The 21508-nt window shown below is 70.6% G+C and carries 20 protein-coding genes; 9 read left to right on the top strand and 11 right to left on the bottom strand.

All coding sequences use genetic code 11. The features are described from left to right. Positions 1-89: 89 nt before the first annotated feature. Both ACQ66R_RS07335 and ACQ66R_RS07330 read right to left on the bottom strand, forming a co-directional pair. A complete protein-coding gene (locus ACQ66R_RS07335; protein ID WP_430420591.1) occupies positions 90-1565 on the bottom strand; it encodes an MBL fold metallo-hydrolase in 1476 nt (491 codons plus the stop codon). After that, the gene (locus tag ACQ66R_RS07330) at positions 1562-2200 is read right to left on the bottom strand and encodes a TetR/AcrR family transcriptional regulator (protein WP_430420589.1); all 639 of its coding nucleotides are present in this window, start codon (positions 2198-2200) and stop codon (positions 1562-1564) included. The genes ACQ66R_RS07335 and ACQ66R_RS07330 overlap by 4 nt, the downstream gene beginning before the upstream one ends. A 91-nt stretch (positions 2201-2291) precedes the next feature. Between ACQ66R_RS07330 and ACQ66R_RS07325 the strand changes: the two genes are divergently transcribed. Then, on the top strand, positions 2292-2942 hold the full coding sequence (locus tag ACQ66R_RS07325) for a 2-hydroxychromene-2-carboxylate isomerase (protein ID WP_430420587.1): 651 nt from the start codon (positions 2292-2294) through the stop codon (positions 2940-2942). Between the two features lies 1 nt (position 2943). Here the strand turns inward: ACQ66R_RS07325 and ACQ66R_RS07320 are convergent, their stop codons facing one another. After that, positions 2944-3582, bottom strand: a complete 639-nt coding sequence (locus ACQ66R_RS07320; protein WP_430420585.1) for a glutathione S-transferase family protein — start codon at positions 3580-3582, stop codon at positions 2944-2946. 201 nt (positions 3583-3783) lie between these two features. Between ACQ66R_RS07320 and ACQ66R_RS07315 the strand changes: the two genes are divergently transcribed. Next, positions 3784-5241 carry a bifunctional 3-(3-hydroxy-phenyl)propionate/3-hydroxycinnamic acid hydroxylase gene (locus ACQ66R_RS07315; RefSeq protein WP_430420583.1) on the top strand — a complete coding sequence of 486 codons (1458 nt, stop codon included), beginning with the start codon at positions 3784-3786 and terminating at the stop codon, positions 5239-5241. A gap of 43 nt (positions 5242-5284) precedes the next feature. Beyond that, on the top strand, positions 5285-5938 hold the full coding sequence (locus tag ACQ66R_RS07310) for a TetR/AcrR family transcriptional regulator (RefSeq protein ID WP_430420582.1): 654 nt from the start codon (positions 5285-5287) through the stop codon (positions 5936-5938). Positions 5939-6215: 277 nt separating this feature from the next. Here ACQ66R_RS07310 and ACQ66R_RS07305 read toward each other — a convergent pair whose 3' ends face one another. From ACQ66R_RS07305 to ACQ66R_RS07285, 5 genes are all read right to left on the bottom strand, one after another. After that, positions 6216-6710, bottom strand: a complete 495-nt coding sequence (locus tag ACQ66R_RS07305) for a 2TM domain-containing protein (RefSeq protein WP_430420580.1) — start codon at positions 6708-6710, stop codon at positions 6216-6218. 191 nt (positions 6711-6901) lie between these two features. Beyond that, the gene (locus tag ACQ66R_RS07300) at positions 6902-7396 is read right to left on the bottom strand and encodes a hypothetical protein (RefSeq protein ID WP_430420578.1); all 495 of its coding nucleotides are present in this window, start codon (positions 7394-7396) and stop codon (positions 6902-6904) included. 179 nt (positions 7397-7575) lie between these two features. After that, positions 7576-7992 carry an endonuclease domain-containing protein gene (locus tag ACQ66R_RS07295; RefSeq protein WP_430420576.1) on the bottom strand — a complete coding sequence of 139 codons (417 nt, stop codon included), beginning with the start codon at positions 7990-7992 and terminating at the stop codon, positions 7576-7578. Positions 7993-8139: 147 nt separating this feature from the next. After that, a complete protein-coding gene (locus ACQ66R_RS07290; RefSeq protein ID WP_430420575.1) occupies positions 8140-9045 on the bottom strand; it encodes a transglutaminase family protein in 906 nt (301 codons plus the stop codon). Beyond that, positions 9042-11588 carry a circularly permuted type 2 ATP-grasp protein gene (locus ACQ66R_RS07285; RefSeq protein ID WP_430420573.1) on the bottom strand — a complete coding sequence of 849 codons (2547 nt, stop codon included), beginning with the start codon at positions 11586-11588 and terminating at the stop codon, positions 9042-9044. Before ACQ66R_RS07285 ends, ACQ66R_RS07290 begins: the two co-directional genes overlap by 4 nt. Before the next feature lie 129 nt (positions 11589-11717). On the opposite strand from ACQ66R_RS07285, the gene ACQ66R_RS07280 reads away from it, so the two are divergent. Further along, positions 11718-12506 (top strand): hypothetical protein, encoded by a 789-nt coding sequence (locus ACQ66R_RS07280; RefSeq protein WP_430420571.1) that lies wholly within the window; start codon positions 11718-11720, stop codon positions 12504-12506. A 109-nt stretch (positions 12507-12615) separates the two neighbouring features. Here ACQ66R_RS07280 and ACQ66R_RS07275 read toward each other — a convergent pair whose 3' ends face one another. Further along, on the bottom strand, positions 12616-14253 hold the full coding sequence (locus ACQ66R_RS07275) for a PP2C family protein-serine/threonine phosphatase (protein ID WP_430420569.1): 1638 nt from the start codon (positions 14251-14253) through the stop codon (positions 12616-12618). Between the two features lie 99 nt (positions 14254-14352). Here ACQ66R_RS07275 and ACQ66R_RS07270 point away from each other — a divergent pair, with 99 nt between their 5' ends. The 4 genes from ACQ66R_RS07270 to ACQ66R_RS07255 are packed head-to-tail and all read left to right on the top strand — an operon-like array spanning position 14353 to position 19691. Continuing rightward, on the top strand, positions 14353-16995 hold the full coding sequence (locus ACQ66R_RS07270) for a hypothetical protein (protein ID WP_430420567.1): 2643 nt from the start codon (positions 14353-14355) through the stop codon (positions 16993-16995). Continuing rightward, positions 16985-18088, top strand: a complete 1104-nt coding sequence (locus ACQ66R_RS07265; protein ID WP_430420565.1) for a HAMP domain-containing protein — start codon at positions 16985-16987, stop codon at positions 18086-18088. Before ACQ66R_RS07270 ends, ACQ66R_RS07265 begins: the two co-directional genes overlap by 11 nt. Next, positions 18085-18471 (top strand): hypothetical protein, encoded by a 387-nt coding sequence (locus ACQ66R_RS07260; RefSeq protein WP_430420563.1) that lies wholly within the window; start codon positions 18085-18087, stop codon positions 18469-18471. Before ACQ66R_RS07265 ends, ACQ66R_RS07260 begins: the two co-directional genes overlap by 4 nt. Continuing rightward, positions 18471-19691 carry a hypothetical protein gene (locus tag ACQ66R_RS07255; RefSeq protein ID WP_430420561.1) on the top strand — a complete coding sequence of 407 codons (1221 nt, stop codon included), beginning with the start codon at positions 18471-18473 and terminating at the stop codon, positions 19689-19691. Before ACQ66R_RS07260 ends, ACQ66R_RS07255 begins: the two co-directional genes overlap by 1 nt. 127 nt (positions 19692-19818) lie before the next feature. On the opposite strand, the gene ACQ66R_RS07250 is transcribed toward ACQ66R_RS07255, so the two are convergent. Together ACQ66R_RS07250 and ACQ66R_RS07245 are read right to left on the bottom strand one after the other, a co-directional pair. Beyond that, positions 19819-20520, bottom strand: a complete 702-nt coding sequence (locus ACQ66R_RS07250; protein WP_430420560.1) for a PEP-CTERM sorting domain-containing protein — start codon at positions 20518-20520, stop codon at positions 19819-19821. 131 nt (positions 20521-20651) lie between these two features. Then, complete coding sequence (locus tag ACQ66R_RS07245) at positions 20652-20984, bottom strand: STAS domain-containing protein (protein ID WP_430420558.1); 333 nt, start codon at positions 20982-20984, stop codon at positions 20652-20654. A 76-nt stretch (positions 20985-21060) separates the two neighbouring features. On the opposite strand from ACQ66R_RS07245, the gene ACQ66R_RS07240 reads away from it, so the two are divergent. Next, positions 21061-21507, top strand: coding sequence for an ATP-binding protein (locus ACQ66R_RS07240; RefSeq protein WP_430420556.1), 447 nt, complete (start codon positions 21061-21063; stop codon positions 21505-21507). Position 21508: the final 1 nt, after the last annotated feature.

The raw sequence follows: 21508 nt of genomic DNA, 5'->3' as shown, positions 1-21508 counted from the left end.
TGTCTGCGGCAGCCGCGGCGCCTTCGCCAGATCTACGTCGACCAGCGAGCGCGGCCTCGTCGCGACCGCGCCGCCGGCGTCACGAAGACCTAAGGGACGCGTCCGATCCTGACCTCGTCGGTTCCGAGCGGGAGGGTATAGAGGCTCCCGTCCTCGGCGATATCCCAGCGGCCCTCGCGCACGTCGCGCAGGCCTCGACGGAAGGTCGCCTGCAGCAGCGGATTATCCGGCGCGGGCAGCAGGTGGTAGAGCACTAGGAGCTTGGCGTCCGCCGCATTGGCGGCCTGGGCCGCCTCGGTCGGCGAGATGTGGTAGCTCTGGATGTCGCGCATGATGTGGGCGACCCGGTCGCGCCCGGTCTCGCGGGCGGCGGACTCGAGCGTGCGGATCATCTCCCGGTTCAGGGCTTCCGACATGAAGATGTCGGCGCCGCGGGCGGCGGCGGTCAGGCGCGGATCGGCGGTCGTGTCGCCGGTGATGACCAGCGAGCGGCCCTTGTAGTCGAAGCGGTAGGCGTAGGCCGGTCGGACCGGGTCGTGGTTGGTCTCGATCGCGGTGATCCGAAGGCCGTCACGGTCGAGCACGACCGCTGTGGGGGCCGCGACGCCGACCGGCATGGCGATCGGGCGCGCCTGGAGCGGCCAGGTCTGGGGCGGCATCTGCTGTGCCGTGTGGTGCTCTGTGCGGTATATCTGATCCAGGGCGTAGGCCTCGCTGAAGCCCGCGACGACGCGCTCGACGCCCGGGCCGCCATAGACGGCCAGCGGGGCAGGCCGGCCCTGAACCCAGGTCTGCAGGTTGAGCTCGCCCAGGTCGCCGATGTGATCGGAGTGGAAGTGGGTGAGCAGCACGCCGTCCACCCGGTCCAGCGGCAGTCCCCAAAGCATCAGGTTCTCGACCGACTCCGGCCCCACATCGACGATGTAGATGCGCCCGCCGGCGATGACCGCCGCGCAGGCCTTGGCGCGGCGCGTGCTGGGCAGCGGCGCGGAGGTGCCGCAGAGGGCCAGCCGCAGGGCGTCGTCCTTCATCAGCGGCGTCGTGTCCTTGGCCACGGCCTGATGCACGAAGGTGGCGAGGAGCCGATCCTGGACGGCGGGGGTGTTCAGCGCCGCCGCACCTCCGACCGCGACACCCGCCACGACCAGGACGGACACCGCCGCGGCGCGCCAGGGCCGCCGGGGCGCAGAGCCGTCGCCGACGGCGCGGGCGTGGAGCGACAGCGACAGGGCGCCGACGAGCTCGATCGGCAGGTTGGGAACCAGGCCCGCCGGGTCGCCGGTGGCCGCCCAGCTCAGAAGCCGGCCGGCGACGATCAACCCCAGGAGGGCTGCGCCCAGCCCCAGCAGCAGCCGGTTGCGACGCCAGAGTCCGACCAGGCAAAGCGCGGAGAGCAGGAGGAACGCGCCGCCGAAGTCGCCGCGCAGGGTCGAGACGCCCGCCACGTCGATGGCCGAGACGCCCAGCCGCGCGCCCAGCCGGTCAGGCGCGAGCCAGAAGCCCAGGCCCATGACGCCGAAGAGGACGCCATAGACGGCGACCAGGATGCGGGTGATCACTATCATGCCGGCTTCCCCTTGAAGACCCCCGATGCGGCCCGCGCCGCCACGGTGGGGGCGTCGGTCACGCCCAGGCCACGCAGCAGGCCCAGCGCCAGGTCGGACGCCAGCGCGTCGGTGTTCGTCGCCTCGCGCTCGATGGCCCGGGCGACGGCGATCTGGACCGCGCCCACCGCCAGCAGGATCGCCGCCTCGAGACCGATGCCCGAGAAGCGTCCCGCGGCCAGGCCTTCCTGGATGTCAGCGCGGACGCCCGCGTTCATGGGCGCATCGGGGACGGCGGCGCCGTGGAAGAGGCGGAGCATCAGGCGGGAGGACTCAGGGTGCTCGACGGCCTGGCGGACGAAGACGCAGAGGGCGCGGGCCACGCGCTCGGCCGGGTCGGCGACGCCGGCGCCGGCGATGGCGGCGGTGGTCTCGACCGAGGCGCGCGCCTGGTCGGCCAGGGCCTGGGCCAGGGCGTCCTTGTCGGGGAAGTGGTTGTAGAAGCTGCCTTTGGCGACCTGGGCGGCGGCGACGATGTCGTCGATGCTGACGCCGTCAACCGAGCGTTCGGAGAACAGCTGCTGGCCGGCGCGGAGCAGGGCGGCGCGGGTGCGGATGCGGCGGCGGTCGACGCGCCGGGGCTGGGGTTCGGTCATGTTGCACTTGCCACACGATCTTCATTGACCGGACCGTCATTATTAGACTAAAAAGTCAGAAACGCAAGCGCCGGCGAGGGGAGTTCCATTCATGACGCTCGAGGTCGAGGTCTTCTGGTCCTTCCGCAGTCCGTACTCGTACCTGGCCACGCCCAGGATCGCGGAGATGGCCGCCCGCTACGATCTCGACGTGAAGATCCGGCCCGTCTATCCGCTCGCCGTGCGGGTCGACGGCTTCTTCGAGCGGCAGGATCCGCGCTGGCCGATGTACGTGGTCCGCGACGTCTTCCGCGAGGCGCAGCGGCTGGGCATGACCTTCGGCCCGCCGCGGCCCGACCCGATCGTCATGAACATGGCCACCCGCGAGATCGCCAAGGACCAGCCCTACATCCGGCGGCTGACCCACCTGGGCCAGCTGGCGGCCGAGCAGGGCCGGGGGATCCCGTTCATCTGCGAGGTCAGCCGCACCATCTGGGGCGGCGAGACCCCCGGCTGGGACCAGGGCGACCACCTGGCGAAGGCCGCCGAGCGCGCCGGCTTGGATCTGGCCCGACTGGACGCCCAGGCGCTGGCCGAGGCCGAGCGCATCGAGGCCGCGATCCAGGCCAGCCACGCGCGGATGGACCAGGTGGGCCACTGGGGCGTGCCCACCTTCGTGTTCGAGAACGAGCCGTTCTTCGGCCAGGACCGCATCGACACCCTGATCTGGCGGCTCGAGCAGCACGGGCTGACCGCGCGCTGAGCTACCCCAGCATCGGCGTCCAGCCGGGCTCGGCCTTTTCCATGGCGCGGCGGTACGCCGGGCGTTCGGCGATGCGGGCCAGGTAGGCGCGGATGTTGGGGAAGCCGTCCAGGGGCGTGCCGCGGAAGGCGCGGCTGGTGGTCAGGCAGTAGACCATCATGATGTCGGCGGTGGTCAGGTTGCGGCCGCCGAAGAAGGGCGCCTCGCCCAGGCGCTTTTCCACCATCTCCCAGCCGCGGCGGCTGCGGTCGTTCACGAACACCGAGGCGGGATTGGCGTCGCCGCCCCCGCCGGCCAGCACCAGCTGCATCATCAGCGTCGCCATGAAGGTGCCGTTCGACCAGTGGAACCAGAACAGGTGGTCGGCGAAGTCGGGGTCGGTCGGGCCGGGCGACAGGCGGCCGTCGCCATACTTGCCGCAGATGTAGTCGCAGATGGCGCCGCTCTCGCCGAGGACGAGGTCGCCGTCGGTGATGACCGGAGCGATGCCCATGGGATGCAGGGCCTTGTACTCGTCGGGCGCGAGCCGGTTGTGGGCGCGCCGGTCGTAGCGCTTGAACGCGTAGTCGATCCCCAGCTCCTCGCAGAGCCAGACGATCCGCTCGGATTGCGAAATCCCCAGGTGGTGAACGGTCAGCATGTGGGCGCCCCTGATTCCAAGGGCGCGACGCTAGGCCAAGCCCGGCGTCGCGGCCAGGGTCACGCCGAGGAAGCGACCGGTCTGACGGGTCGCAGGTCAGCGCGTCGTTCTCATATATGACGAAACGGTCAACAATTTTCTTGACGGCGAAGCGCTGTTTTGGGAAACGATATGACCATATAGTCAAATAGGGGGGCGGATATGGACGTCGATGTCCTGATCGTGGGGATGGGGCCCGTCGGCGCGACGCTGGCCGCGCTGCTGGGCGACCAGGGCGTGCGCACGCTGGTGGTGGAGCGCGACCCGCAGGTCTATCCGCTGCCGCGCGCGGCCCACTTCGATCACGAGATCATGCGGCTGTTCCAGCAGCTGGGCGTCGCCCAGGCGGTGATGGCGCATGCGCGCCCGGCGCCGGCCTACGAGTTCCGCGCCGCCAACGGCGACCTTTTGATGAAGTTCGAGGGGCCGGCCCTGACCGCGGCCTCGGGCTGGCGGGCCAGCTACATGTTCCACCAGCCGGGCCTGGAGCTGGCGCTGCGGGCGCGGCTGGCGGCGCAGGCGCCGGTCGAGGTGCGGCTGGGCTCCCGGTTCGTCGAGCTGACGCAGGACGCCGCCGGCGTCGAGGCGGTGATCGAGGGGCCGGGCGGCGTCGAACGCGTCCGGGCCCGCTATCTGGTGGGTTGCGACGGCGCCTCCAGCCCCGTGCGCGCGGCGCTGGACGGCCAGCTGTTCGACTATGGCTTCGACGAGCCCTGGCTGGTGGTGGACGCCCGCGTGGACGAGTTCGCGCGCACGCCGGATGTGAACCTGCAGATCTGCGATCCCGAGCGGCCGACCACCTGCGTGCTGATGGGCCCGGGCCGGCACCGCTGGGAGTTCATGCTGAAGCCCGGCGAGACGGCGGACGAGGCCATCCGCGACGCCTTCATCCAGCCGCTGATCGCCACGTGGGACTGCGGCCCTGTGGAGCTGGAGCGGCGGGCGGTCTATCGCTTCCACGGGCTGGTGGCGAAGACCTGGCGCAGCGGCCGGGTGCTGCTGGCGGGCGATGCGGCCCACCAGATGCCGCCGTTCGCGGGGCAGGGCATGTGCTCGGGCCTGCGCGACGCGGCCAACCTGGCGTGGAAGCTGGCGGCGGTGCTGGACGGCGCCGACGAGGGCCTGCTCGACACCTACCAGACCGAGCGCGAGCCGCATGTGCGGACCTTCATCGAGCTGGCCATTCACATGGGCCGGGTGGTCTGCACCCTGGACCCCGTGGCGGCGGCGGCGCGCGACGCGGCGATGAAGGCCGGGGTCGGGGGACCTCCGCCCCTGGCCGCGCCGCCGATCGGACCCGGCCACCTGCTGGCCGGCACGCCGGCGGCGGGGGAGCTGTTCCTCCAGACCTGGGCCGAGGGCCGGGGGCTGGACGACGTGCTGGGGCCCGGGCCCTGGCTGATCGCCCGCGACGGCGTTCCCGGCGCGGCGGGGGTCGAGATGGTTCCGCTCGCCGACCCCCGGCTGGACGGCCACCGCGAGGCGCTGGGCGCCTGGCTGGCCGCCCGCGACGTGCCGGCCGTGCTGGTGCGGCCCGATCGCTATGTGTTCGGCTCCGGCGACCCGGCCGATCTGGTCGCGGCCTGGCGCGCGCCGTTCGAGCGTCGCGTCGCGGCCTGATCCGCAGATGCGCCGGCGCCCCGAAGCGGCTTAACTGGCGGCGATGAACGCTCCCGAGCCCGCCAAGACCGGTCCAGCGAAGACGGGCCGCGCCCAGCGCACCCGCGAGGCCCTGATCCGCGCCGGACGCGAGCTGTTCTCGGAGCGGGCGGTGGACGCCGTGGCGATCGACGACATCGTGCGCGCCGCCGACGTGGCCAAGGGCAGCTTCTACAATCACTTCACCGACCGTGACGACCTGGTCCGCGCCGTGGTGGGCCAGGTCCGCGCGCAGGTCGAGGCGCGGGTGGGCGAGGTGAACGCCGGCGTCGAGGACCCGGCGCGGCGGATGGCGCGGGCGATCTGCGTCTACCAGCGCTACGCCCTGGACGCGCCCCGGGACGCACGGGTGCTGATCCGGGTGCACTCGGGGCTGGCCAGCCCGGGCTCGCCGCTGAACCGGGGGGTGTTCGACGACATCTCGGCCGGGTTGGCCACCGGGCGGTTCACGATCGCCACCACCGAGGCGGCGCTGGTGTTCGCGATGGGCGCCTCCCAGGCGGCCATGGCGCGCACCTCCGCCGACCCGCAACCGGCCGCGGCGGTCAGCCTGGCGCAGCAGGTGTGCACACTGATCCTGCGCGGTCTGGGCGTGCCATCGGCGGAGGCGGACGCGATCGCGGCGCAGGCGGCGGACGAGATCGTGCGCGGGGGGTGAGCGGGGTGGTGCGGTAAGGCGCTGGTGGGAGAGTCCACGAACCACACGAACCACACGAACATGTCGGAGCCATCCCCTCACCTCCCCCGCGAAGCGGCGGGAGGTAAAGTTCCGCTTTGGGCGCTGGGGTCGATGACCGGCTTCGACCCATCTCTGACGTTCGCAGCGGCTGCTTGTCGGGGTCGCGTCCGGCGCTGAGGCTCGACGCACCCGCTACCTTCTGCGGCGCGGCGGACGTGAGGACGCCCGCGTTCGATCCGTCGCCGGCAGGTGCGCCCTAGAGCGGCCTGCCCAGCAGGCGCTCGACTTGCCGCCGTTCCCAGACCGGATCGAGGAAGGGAACTTTGAAGAACACCTGGATCGCGTTGAGCAGAACCATCACGCCCCAGATGGAAGCCGTCCAGAGGGACCACATGTATTGCGGGAAGGTCAGCCAATTGGCGACGATCAGGCTGCCTGCCACGCTGACATAGACCATCAGGTTGACCCAGAAGAGCTTGATGCGACGCACGTGGGCCAGGGCCAGGGCCTCATCGGCGCGAAGGTCGTTAGACTTGGCAGTGGAATTTTCCATGGCGGGCTCCCGCAATTGGTTGAAGTCGATCTCGAAGACTGACGCCACGGCCTTGAGGGTTTCCACGCTGGCGGGTTTTCCCCCCTCCAGCCGCTGGATGGTGCGGACGCTCAGACCGCTCAGCACGGCCAGCTGGTCCTGGGACCAGCCCTTCTTCAGCCTCAGTTTCTGAACGAGCATCGCCGCCCCCGTGGACATCAGGCCAATTGCTGCCTGGAAGCACCCACTGTCGGCCACGTCAGGAGGACGTCAAGGGCACGACTCTCGCACGACTTTCGGCTGTGGGACGGCTGGTTCGGGTTCGCCCTACCGCATCGATTCAGGGGCCTCGGCGGTTGGGCTGCGGCTGGCTCATGGCGTGGTGGAGGGGCGCCTCCGCCGCTCGGCGGCTAGGGGGCGAAGATCGTCCAGCCGCCCGGTTCGTTGAGCCGGTGGGTGTAGCCGGAGCGGTCCAGCGCGACGATCCGCCCGTTCTGGACGGTCAGGGTCTCACTGCGGAACTGACCGAAGCACTCAGCGATGTTCGGGCGGCAGTCCTTGATCTCCTGCACGATCAGCACGCGGGCCGCCGGCTTTCCGGCGACGGTAGCGAACTCGGAGAACACCGCGAGAAATCGCGTGCGCCGGGTCGGCGCCAACTCGCGGGCGACGGCCCGCAGCCAGCCGTCGCGCCCGCTCGCCGCCGGCCAGTCCGCCTGGATGTCGGCGTCCGGTGCGAACAGTTTGGCGTAGGCGTTGTGGTCGTTGGCGCGAACGGCCTCGATGTAGCGGGCGACCAGCGCCTGTTCGGCGGGCGCGGGGGACAAGGGCGGAATGGCGAGGGCCGGGCCGCCGAAGGCGGTCGCGGCCGCCAGACTCAGCATCGCGGCGCGAAAGAGGTTCATGAGATCAGCCTCCGGGCTCGTGGCGTGTCGCGTAACGCGGACGGCGGCGTGAAGGTTGTTGCGGCGGGTAGGGCGGTTCGGTTCACCTCTCCCGGGCGCGGTAGCGCCGAGGGAGAGGCCGGGAGAGGGCGGTGCGGCAGCATATGCAGGCTCGTCGTTGGACCCGATCGCACCTTGGGCTAGCGACCCGGCGTGCGTCGGCCGCGAGCGATGAGGGCGCGGCGCCGGCCGGGATCCGACTCGCGGCACGCGCTGAGGATCGTCCAGGCCACGCCGTCCCGGTCGTCGGCCAATTGGGCGTTTCGAAATCGCAGCACCGTGAGGCCGTGACGTTTGAGATAGGCTTCGCGCCGCGCATCGTACTCGACCTGACCGGCGTGGATTCCGCCATCCAGTTCCACGACCAGGGCGGCTTCGAGACATAGGAAGTCGACGATGAAGGGGCCGACCGTCGCCTGGCGGCGCCACTTCCAGTCTTCGAGGCGGCCTGCGCGCAGGACCTCCCAGAGCTGAGATTCAGCGTCGGTCTGGTCGCGTCGGAGACGGCGGGCGCGATCTCGTCGGAGTTTGGACGTAACGGACACCACCTTGGCCATGGGGGTTCGGGTCCAACGGTGGGGCGGCTGCACGGCCGCGCCGCCCTCTCCCGGCCTCTCCCTCGGCGCTGCCGCGCCCGGGAGAGGAGAAAACTAGAACAAATAGGAAACTGTTGGCAATGATCTCTCGTCGCCCGCTTCGGCGCCTTACCGCGTCGCCTGCGGACGTTCCTCGGTCTCGGGGATCACGTCGACCTCGACCTTCAGGGTCTGGCCGCCGGAGGCCAGGATGATGCCGTCGATGGGGGCGACGTCGGAGTAGTCGCGGCCGACGGCCAGGATGATGTGGTCGTCTTCGGCCAGGATGGCGTTGGTGGGGTCGAAGCCGATCCAGCCGTCGCGGGCGCCGCACCAGACGGTGATCCAGGCGTGGGTGGCGTCGGCGCCTTCCAGCCGCGGCTGGCCGGGCGGGGGCACGGTGCGCAGGTAGCCTGAGACATAGGCCGCCGACAGGCCCAGGCCGCGCAGGCCCGTGATCATGATGTGGGCGAAGTCCTGGCAGACGCCGTGGCGGGCGTTGAACGCCGCGAGCACCGGGGTCGAGACCTCGGTCGCGCCGGGGTCGTAGCGGAAGTCGGCGTGGATGCGGCGGTTCAGCTCGGCGCAGGCCTCGATGATCGGGCGGCCGGGCGCGAAGCTCTCGCGGGCGTAGTCGGTGATCGCGGCGGTGATGGGCGTCCGCTCGGTGGGATAGACGTAGACCGCCGGGCCGTCGGCCTCGAGCGAGGGGGCGGCCATGACGGCGGCGCGCACCTCTTCCCACGGCCGGCTGTCGGCGGCGCTGGGCGGGCGGGGCGCGTGGACGTCCACCCGCGATGTGGCGTCGATCACCAGGGTGTTGTGCGGCTTGTCGACGATGACGGTGAGGATCCGCTCGCCGAACGGGCCGATGCGCTCGACCGAGACCGAGGGGCGGGGCGTGACCTTCAGGTCGGCGTCGAGCACGCTCTGGTGGCTGTTGGACACCGGCGTCAGGCGCAGCACGCAGCGCGCGTAGCTGACCGCGGAGTCGCCGTAGCTGTAGGTGGTGCGGTGGCGCAGGTCGTAGATCACGCCAGCCCCACCAGCTTGACGGTGGGCACGGCGGACGCGCCCTGCAGAAAGTAGCGGTCGGCCACGGCGTTGGAGAAGCGCATCAGGGCGCGCTCGAACCGGTGGGCCTTGTCTTCGGTCAGCTTGCGGGCCTCCTCGGTCTCCACGTCGGCCGACAGCGACACGAGGATGCGGCTGGGCTCTTCCAGCATGCCGTCCTCGTGCAGCGACGGCAGGACGGCCAGGTGTTCGCGCAGGGTGTTGAGCTGGAAGGCCAGCGAGCGGGTGTTGAAGGGGTCGAGCATGACCAGGTCGCGCACCGCCGTCAGCGCCAGACCGATCAGGTAGCGGGCGCGGTAGGTGATCTGGCTGTCGTTGAGGTCGAGCAGCAGGTCGAGGTCGTCGGTGGTGGCCTCGTCGTGGGCCAGCAGGCGGGTGAGGCGGCAGGTGGTGATGCCGCGCTCGATGCGCCGGCCGATGTCGAGGAAGCGCCAGCCGGCGACGCGGTTCATGTTCTCCTGCGCCAGGCCCGACAGCGACGCCATGGTCTGCAGCGCGCGGTTGACCAGACGCAGGACCTCGGCCTCGGAGGTCAGGGGCCGGGCGGTGGCGAGGCCGTTCTCGATGCCCGTGAGCAGGGCCCAGAAGTCGGCCGACAGCCGCTCGCGCATGGACGAGGCGGTGCGCATGGCGGCGCGGACGTTGCAGATCACCGAGCCCCAGGCGGCCGTGTCCAGCAGGGCGGCGCTGGCGGCGCCAACGGCGTCGTCGGCGGCCACGCCCTCGCCCAGGGCGCCCCACTCCGTCAGCAGGGTGCGCAGGTTGTCGAAGCTCTCGCCCGTGGCGCGGGCGCCGGCCTCGGCGGCGATGCTGCTGGTGCACAGGCTGCGGACGACGCGCAGGGTCATCTCGGAGCGTTCGAGGTAGCGGCCCAGCCAGCAGAGGTTGTCGGCGGCGCGGCTGGGCAGGTGGCCCATGATCCGCCGGACCTGCACGTCCTCGGCGCTGGCGATGAGCGTCATCCGCTCGACGGGCCGGTTGCCGATCACCCAGACGTCGGCGGTGCGCGCGCCCTCGCCGATGGACAGGGCCCGCACGTCCGCGCGGTCGGAGGTGCGGCAGAAGCCGCCGGGCATGACGCGGATGCCGTCGGGGGTGGCGGCGGCGAAGACGCGGAGCACGAAGGGCGCGGGCTCCAGCCGGTCGTTGCGGAGCACCGGCATGGTCGAGAGGCGCACCACCTCCTGGCCCACGAAGTCGGCGGGTCGGTCGCGCATGCGCTCGACGAGGGTCTGGCGCTCCTGCGGCGACATCTCGGACACCAGCCGCGAGGCCGAGAGGATGCCGTCGCCGCCGCCCGAGCCGGAATTGGGGGTGTTGAAGGCCGGCGCGATGGCCAGCTCGTCCAGGCGGCTCTGGACCAGCGCGTGCTCCTTGGGCTGTCCGCACCACCAGGTGGCGACGTGGGGCATCCGCAGCTCCTCGCCCAGCACCTGGCGGCAGAGGCGCGGCAGGAAGCCCATCAGCGCGCGGCTCTCCAGCACGCCCGAGCCCGGCATGTTGAGGACGGTGACCCCGCCGGCGCGGATCGCCTCCAGCATGCCGGGGGTGCCCAGGCGCGAGGCGTTGTTGAGCTCCAGCGGGTCGATGAAGTCGGCGTCGACGCGACGCAGGATCACGTCGGCGCGCTTCAGGCCGGCGATGGTGCGGACGTAGACCTTGCCGTCGCGGGCCACCAGGTCGTCGCCCTCGACCAGCAGGAAGCCCAGGTAGCGGGCGAGGTGGGCCTGTTCGAAATAGGTCTCGCTGAACTTGCCGGGGGTGAGCAGGCAGATGCGCGGGTCGGACCGGTCGGCGGCGGCGGCGAGGCCGCGGCGGTGGGCGTCGAAGAAGGGCGCCAGCCGGTGGACGTTCATGGTGTTGTAGAGGTTGGGGAAGGCGCGGCTGACGATCAGCCGGTTCTCCAGCGCATAGCCCGCGCCCGAGGGGGCCTGGGTGCGGTCGCCCAGCACCCACCAGCGCCCGTCGGGGCCGCGGCCCAGGTCGGCGGCGTAGAGGTGGGTGAAGCGGCCGCCGGGCGGCTTCACGCCGCGTATGGCGCGCAGGTAGTCGCGGCTGCCGGTCAGGGCGGCGGCGGGGAGGTGGCCGTCGGCGACCAGGCGGCCCTCGCCGTAGACGTCCTGGAGGATGCCCTCCATCAGCCGCGCCCGCTGCTCGACGCCGGCCGAGATCTCGTCCCACTCGGATTGGGCCAGGATCAGCGGCAGCGGGTTGAGCGGCCAGGTGCGCTCGGCGGTCTCGCCGCCGGCGCGGTAAGAGGCGCCCGAGTCGCGCAGGTGGCGGGCCGAGAGGCCGAAGCGGTTGCCGGGATCGCCGGCCGGGAAGGCGGCGAAATGACCCAGGAAGTCCAGCCAGTGGTCGCGGGGCCGGCCCTTGGGGTCGAACAGCTCGTCGGGGACGCCGGGAAGGGACTCGTAGCCGCGCAGCCATTCGCGCAGGCGCGCCGCCGCGCCCGGTTCGGCGCCGGCCTTGTTGCGCGCGGCCGCTGCGGTGTCGGCTGCCAACGGCGTTCCCTCTCCTGGCGTCGGTTCGACTCGACGTCCGACGCGCCCCTTGCGTGACCGTAGCATAGCGGTCGATCCACGGTAGTATGGCGGCGAGGGGCCGGCGTGTCGGCTCAGCGGGGGATGTGGATGCCGCGGCTGTTCCTGTCGGTCGACATAACGGGCTCGACCGAATTCAAGGCCCGCTTCACCGGCCAGGGCTCGGAGGCGTGGCTCGCCACGTTCAAGGCCTTCTTCACGAACTTTCCGCTGATGGTCGCCGGCCAGATCGGCTTCGAATTCCTGGACGACGACCACACGCCCGACATCAGCGTCTGGAAGGTGTCGGGCGACGAGGTGCTGTTCCAGGTCGACCCCAAGAGCCCCGAGGAGATGACCTCGATCCTGCTGGCGCTGCTGCGCACCATGCGGATGTACGAGGCCAAGCACTTCCAGGAGCTGCCGTTGCGGCTGAAGGGCACGGCCTGGCTGGCCGACGTGGACGGGCCAAACATCGAGATCGAGATCCCCGAGCTGTCCAGCGGCAGGGGCGCTCACCTGGACTTCATCGGCCCCGACATCGATCTGGGGTTCCGGATCGCCAAGTTCGCCCGGCCCGGCACGATCGTGATCTCGCTGGACGTGCTGGAGCTGATCATGGGGGCCGACAACGCCGCGTCGGTGGCGTTCCACCTGGCGGGACGCGAGGCGCTGAAGGGCGTGCTGTTCGGCTATCCCTATCCGATCGTCTGGATCCTGGGCGCCGAGGACCGGTTCGACTTCCTGCCGTGGGAGGTGGAGGCCGACCCCCGGATGGCGGCGGCGATGGCGGCGAGCGGCCCGACCCCGCCGGCCGAGCTGAAGCAGGTCATCGACAACATGCGCCTCTTCCTGAAGAAGATGCACGGCCGCGACCGGCCGCCCGTGAAGCTGGGCTAGAGCCTGTCCGGTTCAGATGGAATCATCTGAACCGGATGAACAGGCTCGCGCTCTTTGATTTAGAGCGCGTTTCGGGGCGAAACCGGATTCCACTTTCGCCCAACGCGCTCTAGGCCGCGCCCTCGTAGCGCACCACCAGGATCGCCAAGTCGTCGGATTGGGGCGCTTCGCCGACGAAGACGCGGACGTCCTCGGCCAGGCCTTCGGCGAGGCCGCGGGCCGAGGCGCCGCGGCTGACGGAGGCCAGCGCGGTCTCGATGCGGGCGATGGTGAAGAGGTCGTCGGCGGCGTTGGCGGCCTCGGACACGCCGTCGGTGAACAGGATCAGGGCCTCGCCGGGCGCCAGCTGGTGGTGGGCCAGCTGGAACTCGGCGTCCTCGAAGACGCCCAGGGCCATGCCTCGGGTCTTGTTCAGGCGGGTGACGGTCCCGTCGGCGGCGCGGACGAAGGGGGCCTCGTGGCCGCCGTTGGCGAAGGCGACGGCGCCGGTGGTGAGGTCGATGATCCCGCAGAAGGCGGTGACGAACATCTGGCCGGCGTTGTCGCGGCTGAGCTCGGCGTTGACGCGGGCCATGATCTCGTCGGGCCCGGCCCTCGAGGCCAGAGCGGTGGCTTTGAAGAGGGTCATGGTCATGGCCATGAACAGGGCCGCCGGCACGCCCTTGCCCGAGACGTCGCCCACCACGAAGAACAGCCGGTCGCGGTCGAGCAGGACATAGTCGTAGAGATCGCCGCCCACCTGCTTGGCCGACTGCAGCATGGCGTAGACGTCGACGTCGTGGCGCTCGGGGAAGGGCGGGAAGGTGCGCGGCAGCATGCCTTCCTGGATGTCGCGCGCGGCCGACAGCTCGCCCTCGACGCGCTCGCGGGCCGCGGTGGCCGCCGCCATGTCCACGAGGTAGCGCTGGAGGCGGGCGATCATGGTGGTCATGGCCTCGGCCAGGCTGCCCACCTCGTCGCCTCGGCGACGGCTGATGGCGTTCATGGCGGCGATTTCGCGCTCATCGGGCTGGAAGTTGCGCTGGCCCATGTTGCGCGTGAAGTCGGTGAGCCGCATCAGCGGCTGGACGATGCGGTCGACCAGCAGCCAGCCCAAGGCCATCGAGAGGGCGAAGATGGCGACGCCCACCTTGATCGCCGTGCGAAGCGCCTTGGCCACGCGCTCGCGCACAATGCCGAGGTCGATGTCGGCGCCCACGATGTAGCGGCGCGAATCGACCCCGGTGACCGGCATGTAGATCGAACGGAAGCGGCCGAACTCGTCCTGGTACTCGTCGAACCGGACCTTGCCGTCCTCGAAGCTCTTGTCGAGCTCGACCGGGGCCGTGTCGTAGAGGGCGAAGAACGGCACCTGCCGACGCGTCTCGATCTCTTCGCGCGTCGCGCTGGTCGAGACCGTGCGGATCTCGTCGCCGACGCGCATGTAGGTGTAGACGTAGGCGAGCCCCGCACCGTCGGCGAACCGCGAGAGGCGATACTGCAGGCGGTCGTACTCGTCCTTCGGGATCGAGTCCGGCCCGACGATCCGGGCGTGGTACTCGTCGGTGGCCATCTGATTGACCGCCAAAGCCGCAGTCTGCAGGCGGCCGTCGATCCCGGCCATGATCGCAGTCCGATCGACCTCGTAGAGCACGGCGGAATAGGCGACAGCGGCCACGACGTTGAGCACGCCCAGCAGCAGCAACAGTTGCGTCTTGAGGCGGAATCGCCGCCGTCGCTTGGGCGCGTCTGCAGCGGGATCGGTCATCGCGGCTGGGGGCCCGTGGCGTTCATTCGGAATTTGGAAGCTAGTCTATAGAGAAATACCCACGGGTCGTTAACGCAGGCCCTGGGGGCGGGGAAGATTTTGCAGGACCTGGTCAACCGTCTGTTCAAGGTCGAGCCTGGGGAGTGGCCAAAGCTCCTCCAGTTCGGGCTGTTCGGACTGATGCTGCAGACCGGGATGGGCATCGGCTTCGCCGCGGGCGACGCGGCGTTCCTGACGCACGTCGGCGCGGGCCAGCTGCCGGTGATCTTCCTTCTCACGCCCGCCGTGATGCTGGTCTACACGGCGCTCTTCTCGTATCTGCTGGTTCGCTTCTCCATCGATCGCGTGGTCGAGGTCACGCTGGGCCTGCTGATCGCGGGCGGCGCGATCCTTTGGGGCCTGATCGAGGTGGGGCTGCCCAAGCCCTTCGACAACTGGCTCTACTACGCGCTGAAGCTGTACCTCGCGATGTGGTACATCGGCCTCTACACGCTGTTCTGGAACTTCACCGACACCTACTTCGACATCCAGGACGCCAAGCGCCTCTTCCCGCTGTTCGCCGCCTTCTGCGCCCTGGGGACCACCCTGGGAGCGCTGGTCGTGAGCCTGCTGGCGGGGGTGATCCCGATGCACGCCTTCATGCTGGTGTGGGCCGGGGTGGCGCTGGCGACGGCGCCGGTGGCCGAGATGCTGCGCCGGCGCTGGACGCGGATCGCCGACAGCGACGCCGACCTCGACGGCGAGAGCGGCGACGTGCGCACCCAGTTCCTGCGCGTGGCCCAGACGTTCAAGAGCTCGCCCTATGCGGTGACCCTGGTGCTGACGCTGTTCGTCACGCTGCTGATGACCAACCTGGCCGAGTACCAATACTCGACGGTGCTGCAGAAAGGCCGGGGCGAGGCGGAACTGGCGGCGCTGTTCGGCCAGCTCTATGCGGCCACCAACATCTTCAACCTCGTGATCTGCCTGTTCGTGTTCAACCGGCTGGTGACGCGGGCGGGGGTGCGGAACGTGGCCCTGATCCTGCCGCTCAGCTACTTCGCGGTGTTCGCCTACTTCTTCGTGGCGGGGGGCGAGTGGGCGGCGTTCGCGGCGTTCTTCGCGTATCACGGGGTGCTGACCTCGATCGAGTACAACAACCAGAACCTCCTGTTCAACGCGACGCCGTCGGCGGTGAAGCGGCCGTTCCGCACGGTGGTCGAGGGCCTGGCCGAACCGCTGGCCAGCCTGCTGGCGGGCGGCTTCCTGCTGATGGCGGCCAAGACCGCCGACATGCGCGAGCTGTCGGGCATCGGCGTGGTGCTGGGCGCGGTGCTGGTCGCCGTGGTGCTGGCGCTGCGTCACTTCTATCCGGCGGCCATGGAAGCCAACATGCGCCGCGGCTGGCTGAACTTCGGAGACCCCGACCTGGCCCGCCCGGTGTTCGCGCCGGCCGCCGCCGAGGCGCTGAAGGCCAAGGCCGCCGAGCCCGACTCGAGCGCGGCGGCGGCGGCGCGCTGGCTGCTGCACGCCCACGCCGCGCGACCGTCTGAGCACTCTGACGGCGACGAAGCGGAATCCGAGGCCACCAAGGCGTTCGCCGCAAAGCTCAACGACCCGTCGCCCTCGGTGCGGAAGTATGCGCTGACCGCGCTGGTGAGCGTGGTCGGGCCTGGCGACATCGGGCTGGTGGGCCCGCTGGTGGCCAACCTGCCCACCATGGACCGCGCCAGCCGGCGCACGATCCTGGAGATCCTGGCCGCGATCGGCGACGTCGAGGCGATCCCGCCGCTGCTGAACGCCGCCGCGCGGCTCAGCCCGCGCGAGCTGCGCGCCGTCGAGGCGCTGCTGGCCGGGCTGGGCGAAGCGGCGATCCCGCGGCTGATGCAGGCCCTGGGCCACGACCTGACCCCCTACCGCGCCCGCGCCGTGGCCGCCCGGGCGCTGTCGACCCTGAGCCACGCGCAGTTCCTGTCGCAGCTGGACCGGCTGGTCAGCGAGGAACTGGGCGAGACGGGGCCCCGGCTGGCCATCGCTGAACGCTTCGAGGCCGAGGCCGACCGCTCGCCCGCCATCTCGCTGCTGGCGCACGCCTATCGTCAGCGCATCGCCGAGTCGGTGGACTTCACCCTGGAGCTGCTGGCCCTGGGCGGCCGGCTGCCCGACTTCGACCTGTTGATCGTCTCGCTGCACTCGGCCAATCCCAAGGTGCGCGGCAACGCCATCGAGGCCGTCGCGGCGGGCGTCGACCACGCGACCTGGAAGAAGCTGGAGCCGCTGATCACCCGCCGTGGCGTCGCGGCCGGCGGAGCGGAAGGCGACCTGATGTCCCTGCTGAAGATGGCGGTGGACACGGCGCATGGCTTCGAGGCCGCAGCGGCCGCGCAGGCCCTGCGCGATCTGGTCCCGCCGGCCGAACTGGCGGCTTGTCTGCGCGGCGGGATCGAGCCCGACATGCCCGCCATCTTCCGCGACAGCTTCACAACCCTGCTGGGCCTCGACCCGGACGATCGGCCGACGGTGGTCGATCTGGTGGCGGCGATCCGCGCGCGGCCCGAACTGGCGCAGGGCTCCATCGAGGCCCAGGTGGCCCTGGCCGAACGGGCGACGGCGACGCCTGCGGCGCGCAAGCCCGTCGAACTGGTCCTGCCCGGCCGCTCCTGGTGGCTGTCGCGCGCCGACATCGACGAGGTGGCCGCCCGCTATCCCGATCTGGCGCTGGCCATGCTGAAATCCCAGGACACGCGCGCCTATGCGGCCTGACGGAATCCCGATCCAGGCGCTGCTCTGGCGCACCTTCACCCCGGCCATCGTCGTGCTGGCGATGGGGCTGGGCGCGCTGACCTATACGAGGCTCTACGACACGATCCTGGACGGCTTCTCGCGCAAGCTGGTGACCACCAGCGCGCTGACGGGCGCGCTGATCGACCCCAACGACCACGACTTCCTGATCCGGGCGGCCCAGGTGCGCGCGCCCGCCGAGGCGGTCGAGGAGATGGCCCAGTACCGGCGGAACGTGCTTCCGATGCGCCGCATCCGCAGCGAACTGGGGCTGACCTACCTCTATTCCCAGGTGCTGGGCGGCACGCAGGACGTGATCTACGTGCTGGATTCCACCTTGGGCGACGAGCACTCGACGATCGGCTCGGAGGACGAGCTGACGCCGGAAACCCGCGCCGGCCTGCGCAAGACCCAGACCGACGGCAGCCTCTACATCTCGCCGATCGAGTTCCAGGAGCAGTGGGGCCTGCTCAAGACCGCCGCCGCGCCGGTGCGCGACAGGCAGGGCAAGATCGTCGCCACGGCCGGGGCCGACGTGAACATCTCGGTGATCGAGGTGGCGACCCAGAACGCGCTGCTGGTCAGCGCCCTGATCGGGGTGGCCTCGCTTCTGGCCTCGGCGCTGGTGACCCTGCTGATCCTGCGCTGGGTGGCGCGGCCCATCGAGGCGCTGAAGTCGGAAGCCCTGCGGATCGCCGCGGGCGACCGGGCGCCGCCGGCCGAGACCGCCGCGCCCCGGGAAGTGGGCCGCCTGCGGGTCTCGCTGGGCGACCTGGCCAGCGATCTGGTCGCGATGATGCGCACTGCCTGGAGCGACACGCTGGCCAAGGACCGCGAGCGCAACGCTCGGCTGCTGGACGAGGTGCTGGGCCCGCCAGAGCCGGTGGTGCTGGTGAGTGACAAGGCCCGGCAGGTGGTCTGGCGCGCGGCCGACGATGGCCTGGAGGCGCGGCTGGAGCGTCGGGCGATGACCGAGCTGGCGGCCCGCTTCGCCAGGGATCGCAAGCTGGCCGCCCGCTGGGCCGCGCTGGCCGTCGCGCGCCACGGCGTGGTGGCCGAGGAGGCCCGGGCATGATCGGGCCGGAGGTGGTCCAGCGCCTGTTCGCGCTGCGCGAGATCGGGCCGTTCCAGCGGCTGGAAGACACCGAGCTGCTGCTGATCGCGCGGCATGCGCGGCCGCGGCGGTTCGAGGCGGGCAAGGTGGTGCTGCCGGCCGGCCTGGTGGCCGAAGCGCTGTTCGTGGTGATCGAGGGCGGCGCGCTGGTCGAGGGCGTCGCCGCGCCGGTGGTGTTCGACGCGCCCGGCCTGCTGTTCGGCCTGTCGACCGAGGCGGACTACACGGCGGGCCCCGAGGGGCTGGAGGCCCTGGTCATCGCCAAGCCCCACGTCTTCACCATCGCCCGCGAGTGCCCCGAGTTCGTGGTGGGCCTGCGCGATCTGGCCGAGCGGGGCCCGTGATGAGCATCCGCCGCACCTTCCTGATCCTGGTCGTGCCGCTGTTCCTGCTGCTGGCCGGCGTCAATGCCGGCCTGGTCTATTTCTGGGAGCGCGCCGAGGCCGAGCGCGGGCTGGAGGCCCAGGCGATCGCCGCGGCCGTCACCGTCGCCGCCTTCGCCGACACCCACGAGCTGGGCGCGGCCCTGGCCGACCCGGTCCGCGACGCCGGGATCAAGGCCGCGGCGAAGCACGTCACCGGACTGACCAGCCTCTACATCGTCGATCCGGACGGGCGGCTCTGGCAACTGGCCGGCAATCCGCCGCCCGGCGGACGGACCCCGTTCGCCCGGCCGACGCGACCTACGGCGCTGCCGATCGAGATCGACACCCACGGGCATCGCCGGATCACCGGACTGGCGCCCGCGGCGGGCGGTCGGTTCGTGGTGGCGCGGATCGACGCCGAGGTCGTGTTCGACCGGATGGAGAACCTGCTGCGGCTGCTGGTCGTGCTGGTGGCGGGGGCGGGGCTCGTAGGCCTGGTCCTGGCGCTGGTGATCGCCCGCCGCATCGTGCGCGAGCTGGCCGGGTCCAACGCGATGATCGAGGCCATCCGCACCGACGCGCCGGCCGCCGACATCGACGGCTTCAAGATCCGCGAGACGCGTGACCTGGCGCTGGCGGTGCGGCTGATGCGCACCAGCGTGCAGGGCCGACTGGCGCGGGGCCGCCACGAACTGGCGCGCCGCGACCGCGAGCGCGACGAGGCGGCGAGTTCCGCGGCCTTCCACGAGACGGCCTTCCCGGCGCTGACGGTTGAAGCGGGCGGGGCGGCGGTGGCCATCCGCAGGCTGGGCCGTCCGCCGGCGGGGTCGTTCTACGCCCTGGCCCGTGACGGCGATCGCGCCGGGCTGGTGATGGGCGTCTGCGCCGGCGAGACGCCCGCCGCGGCGCTGGCCCAGGCCCTGGCGGCGCAACGCTATTTCGAGGCGCACCTGCTGGACGGCAACGCCCAGGACCGCATCGCCGAGGCGAAGGCGGCGTTCGGGGCGGATCGGCTGGCGTGGCGGACGTGGTCGACGGCGGAACCCATGGCCGCCGCGGCGGTCAGCCTGCTGGACCCTGAGGATGCGGCGCGCGCCGAGGTCTACGTCGGCCGCGCTCAGAGTGTGGCTGCGGCGGACATCGTCGAGGATCTGGGGGCCCTGCTGAACGGGCCGGGGTTCGTGGCGGTCTTGGGCTAATCGTGTGCGGCTATCGGACCCGACGGCGATGTCACCATCCGACCGTTTTGGAATCTCGCTGGCCAGGGGGAAATCGCGGCCAGGTATGAAAGACCGACGAGAGGGACAGTCAGTGCTTCCGCCAGCGCTAGCGATAGCTCTTTGGCGCGCCCAACACTGAGTGCCGGCGGGTTCGTCGCAATGTGGCGCCAGCGGCGCCGACGCCCAGCATCATCAAGGCCCACGCCGAAGGCTCCGGCACTCCCAGCGTGTCGAGCCCAAAGTTGAAGTCGATCATGGAAGCGTCGAACGTAGTCGGGCCGCCGCTCGAGTACTCTGCGAGCGAGAGGACATCCAAGACTGTGTGGAAGCCGGAAAACGACGCTGTTGCTGCGCCGTCGATGAAAAAGAAAGCCGCGCCGGATACGGCTGCAACAGACGTCCCGCCGCCGTATCCGGTATATGCGTAGCTGGAGATGGCGCGGGCCGGTCCCTGTAGGTCCAAGAGCTCGGTCATGGTCGACCAATATACGCTTGGTCCGTCATAGGCGGGGTAGGCATCATAGGCACCCCGCAACCTCGCGAATGCAAAGGCGTAGTTCTTTTCAGGGTCTTGAGTGATCGAAACTCTCTGATCGCCTAGGAAGGTCAGGGTTATGTCTATGGTGTCGCCCTCGGCAATAGTTACGGGCGCGGTAAAGGTTGTGAGCTCATACCAGCCAAGGCCGGGGTACCGTTCAGTGGCTGCGGTCAGGTCCAAGATCGCATTCACCATGACTACCTTGGCCATCGCTGGCGATGCGATCAGCGCCATCGCCACAACGGCCATCGCCCAAAGCCGACGCTGCATACTTGCCCCTTACGCAAGGCGACCGGCCGACCCCTCCGGGCGGCCCGTCCGCAAAGTGTACCATCGCCAGGAAGTAGTTGGAACGAAAGAACATGTCTGCAGCGCGGCAGCAATCCTCCCGCCGCCGCCCGTCAGCCCAGCGCGGCGATCGCCCCGTCCACGTCGGGGGCGATGGTGAACAGGCTGGTGAAGCCCGAGATGTCGAAGACTTCGCGGACCGAGTCCGACAGGCCGGCCAGGGCCAGCTTCTTGCCGCCGGCGCGGGCCGCCTTGGCGCCGATCAGCAGCACGCGCAGGCCCGCGGACGAGACGTAGGCGACGTCGGTCAGGTTCAGCACCACCTTGTCGTGGGTCTGGATGCGGGCGGGCAGCACCGCCTCGAGCCCGCCGGCCGAACTGGAGTCGAGCCGTCCGGAGGCCTGGATCACCAAGGCGCCGTCACGGGTCTGTTCACTGATCTGCATCGGCTCGTCTCATGATCCTGCAATGGCCAGTATCGGGCAGTTTGCGATAATTGGCCACGTGACTAGAGTGGGGGAGATGAGTCCCCGCAAGGGCGATATGGACGCTGATTTCTCCCATTCGCTCTCCAGCGGCAGAGCGGGGCTTCCTCACCTGATGGATGCGATCGAGGCGTGGCTCGACGAGGCCGGCGTGCCTATGGCCGCGGCCAGCGCCGTGATGATCGCCGCCGACGAGGTGCTGAGCAACGTGCTGGACTACAGCGGCGCGACCCGCGTGGACGTGGCGGTGAGCGCCCGGGATGGCCGCGTGGCGGTCGAGGTGGCCGACGACGGCGCGCCGTTCGACCCCACCGCGGCGGCGACGCCCGACACCAGCCTGGATGTCGATGACCGCGCCGTGGGCGGGCTGGGCGTGCATCTGGTGCGCAAGCTGATGGACGACGTCGGCTATGCGCGCGCCGACGGGCGCAACAGGCTGCGCTTTTCGAGGTCCTACGACCTCGTGTCACCTTCTCGACCCTAGG

This window comes from Phenylobacterium sp. (genome assembly GCF_965284355.1).
In the GTDB taxonomy this organism is placed as follows: domain Bacteria; phylum Pseudomonadota; class Alphaproteobacteria; order Caulobacterales; family Caulobacteraceae; genus Phenylobacterium.
The sequence above is the reverse complement of the archived record's forward strand: the minus strand, read 5'-3'. Positions and strand labels throughout refer to the sequence as shown.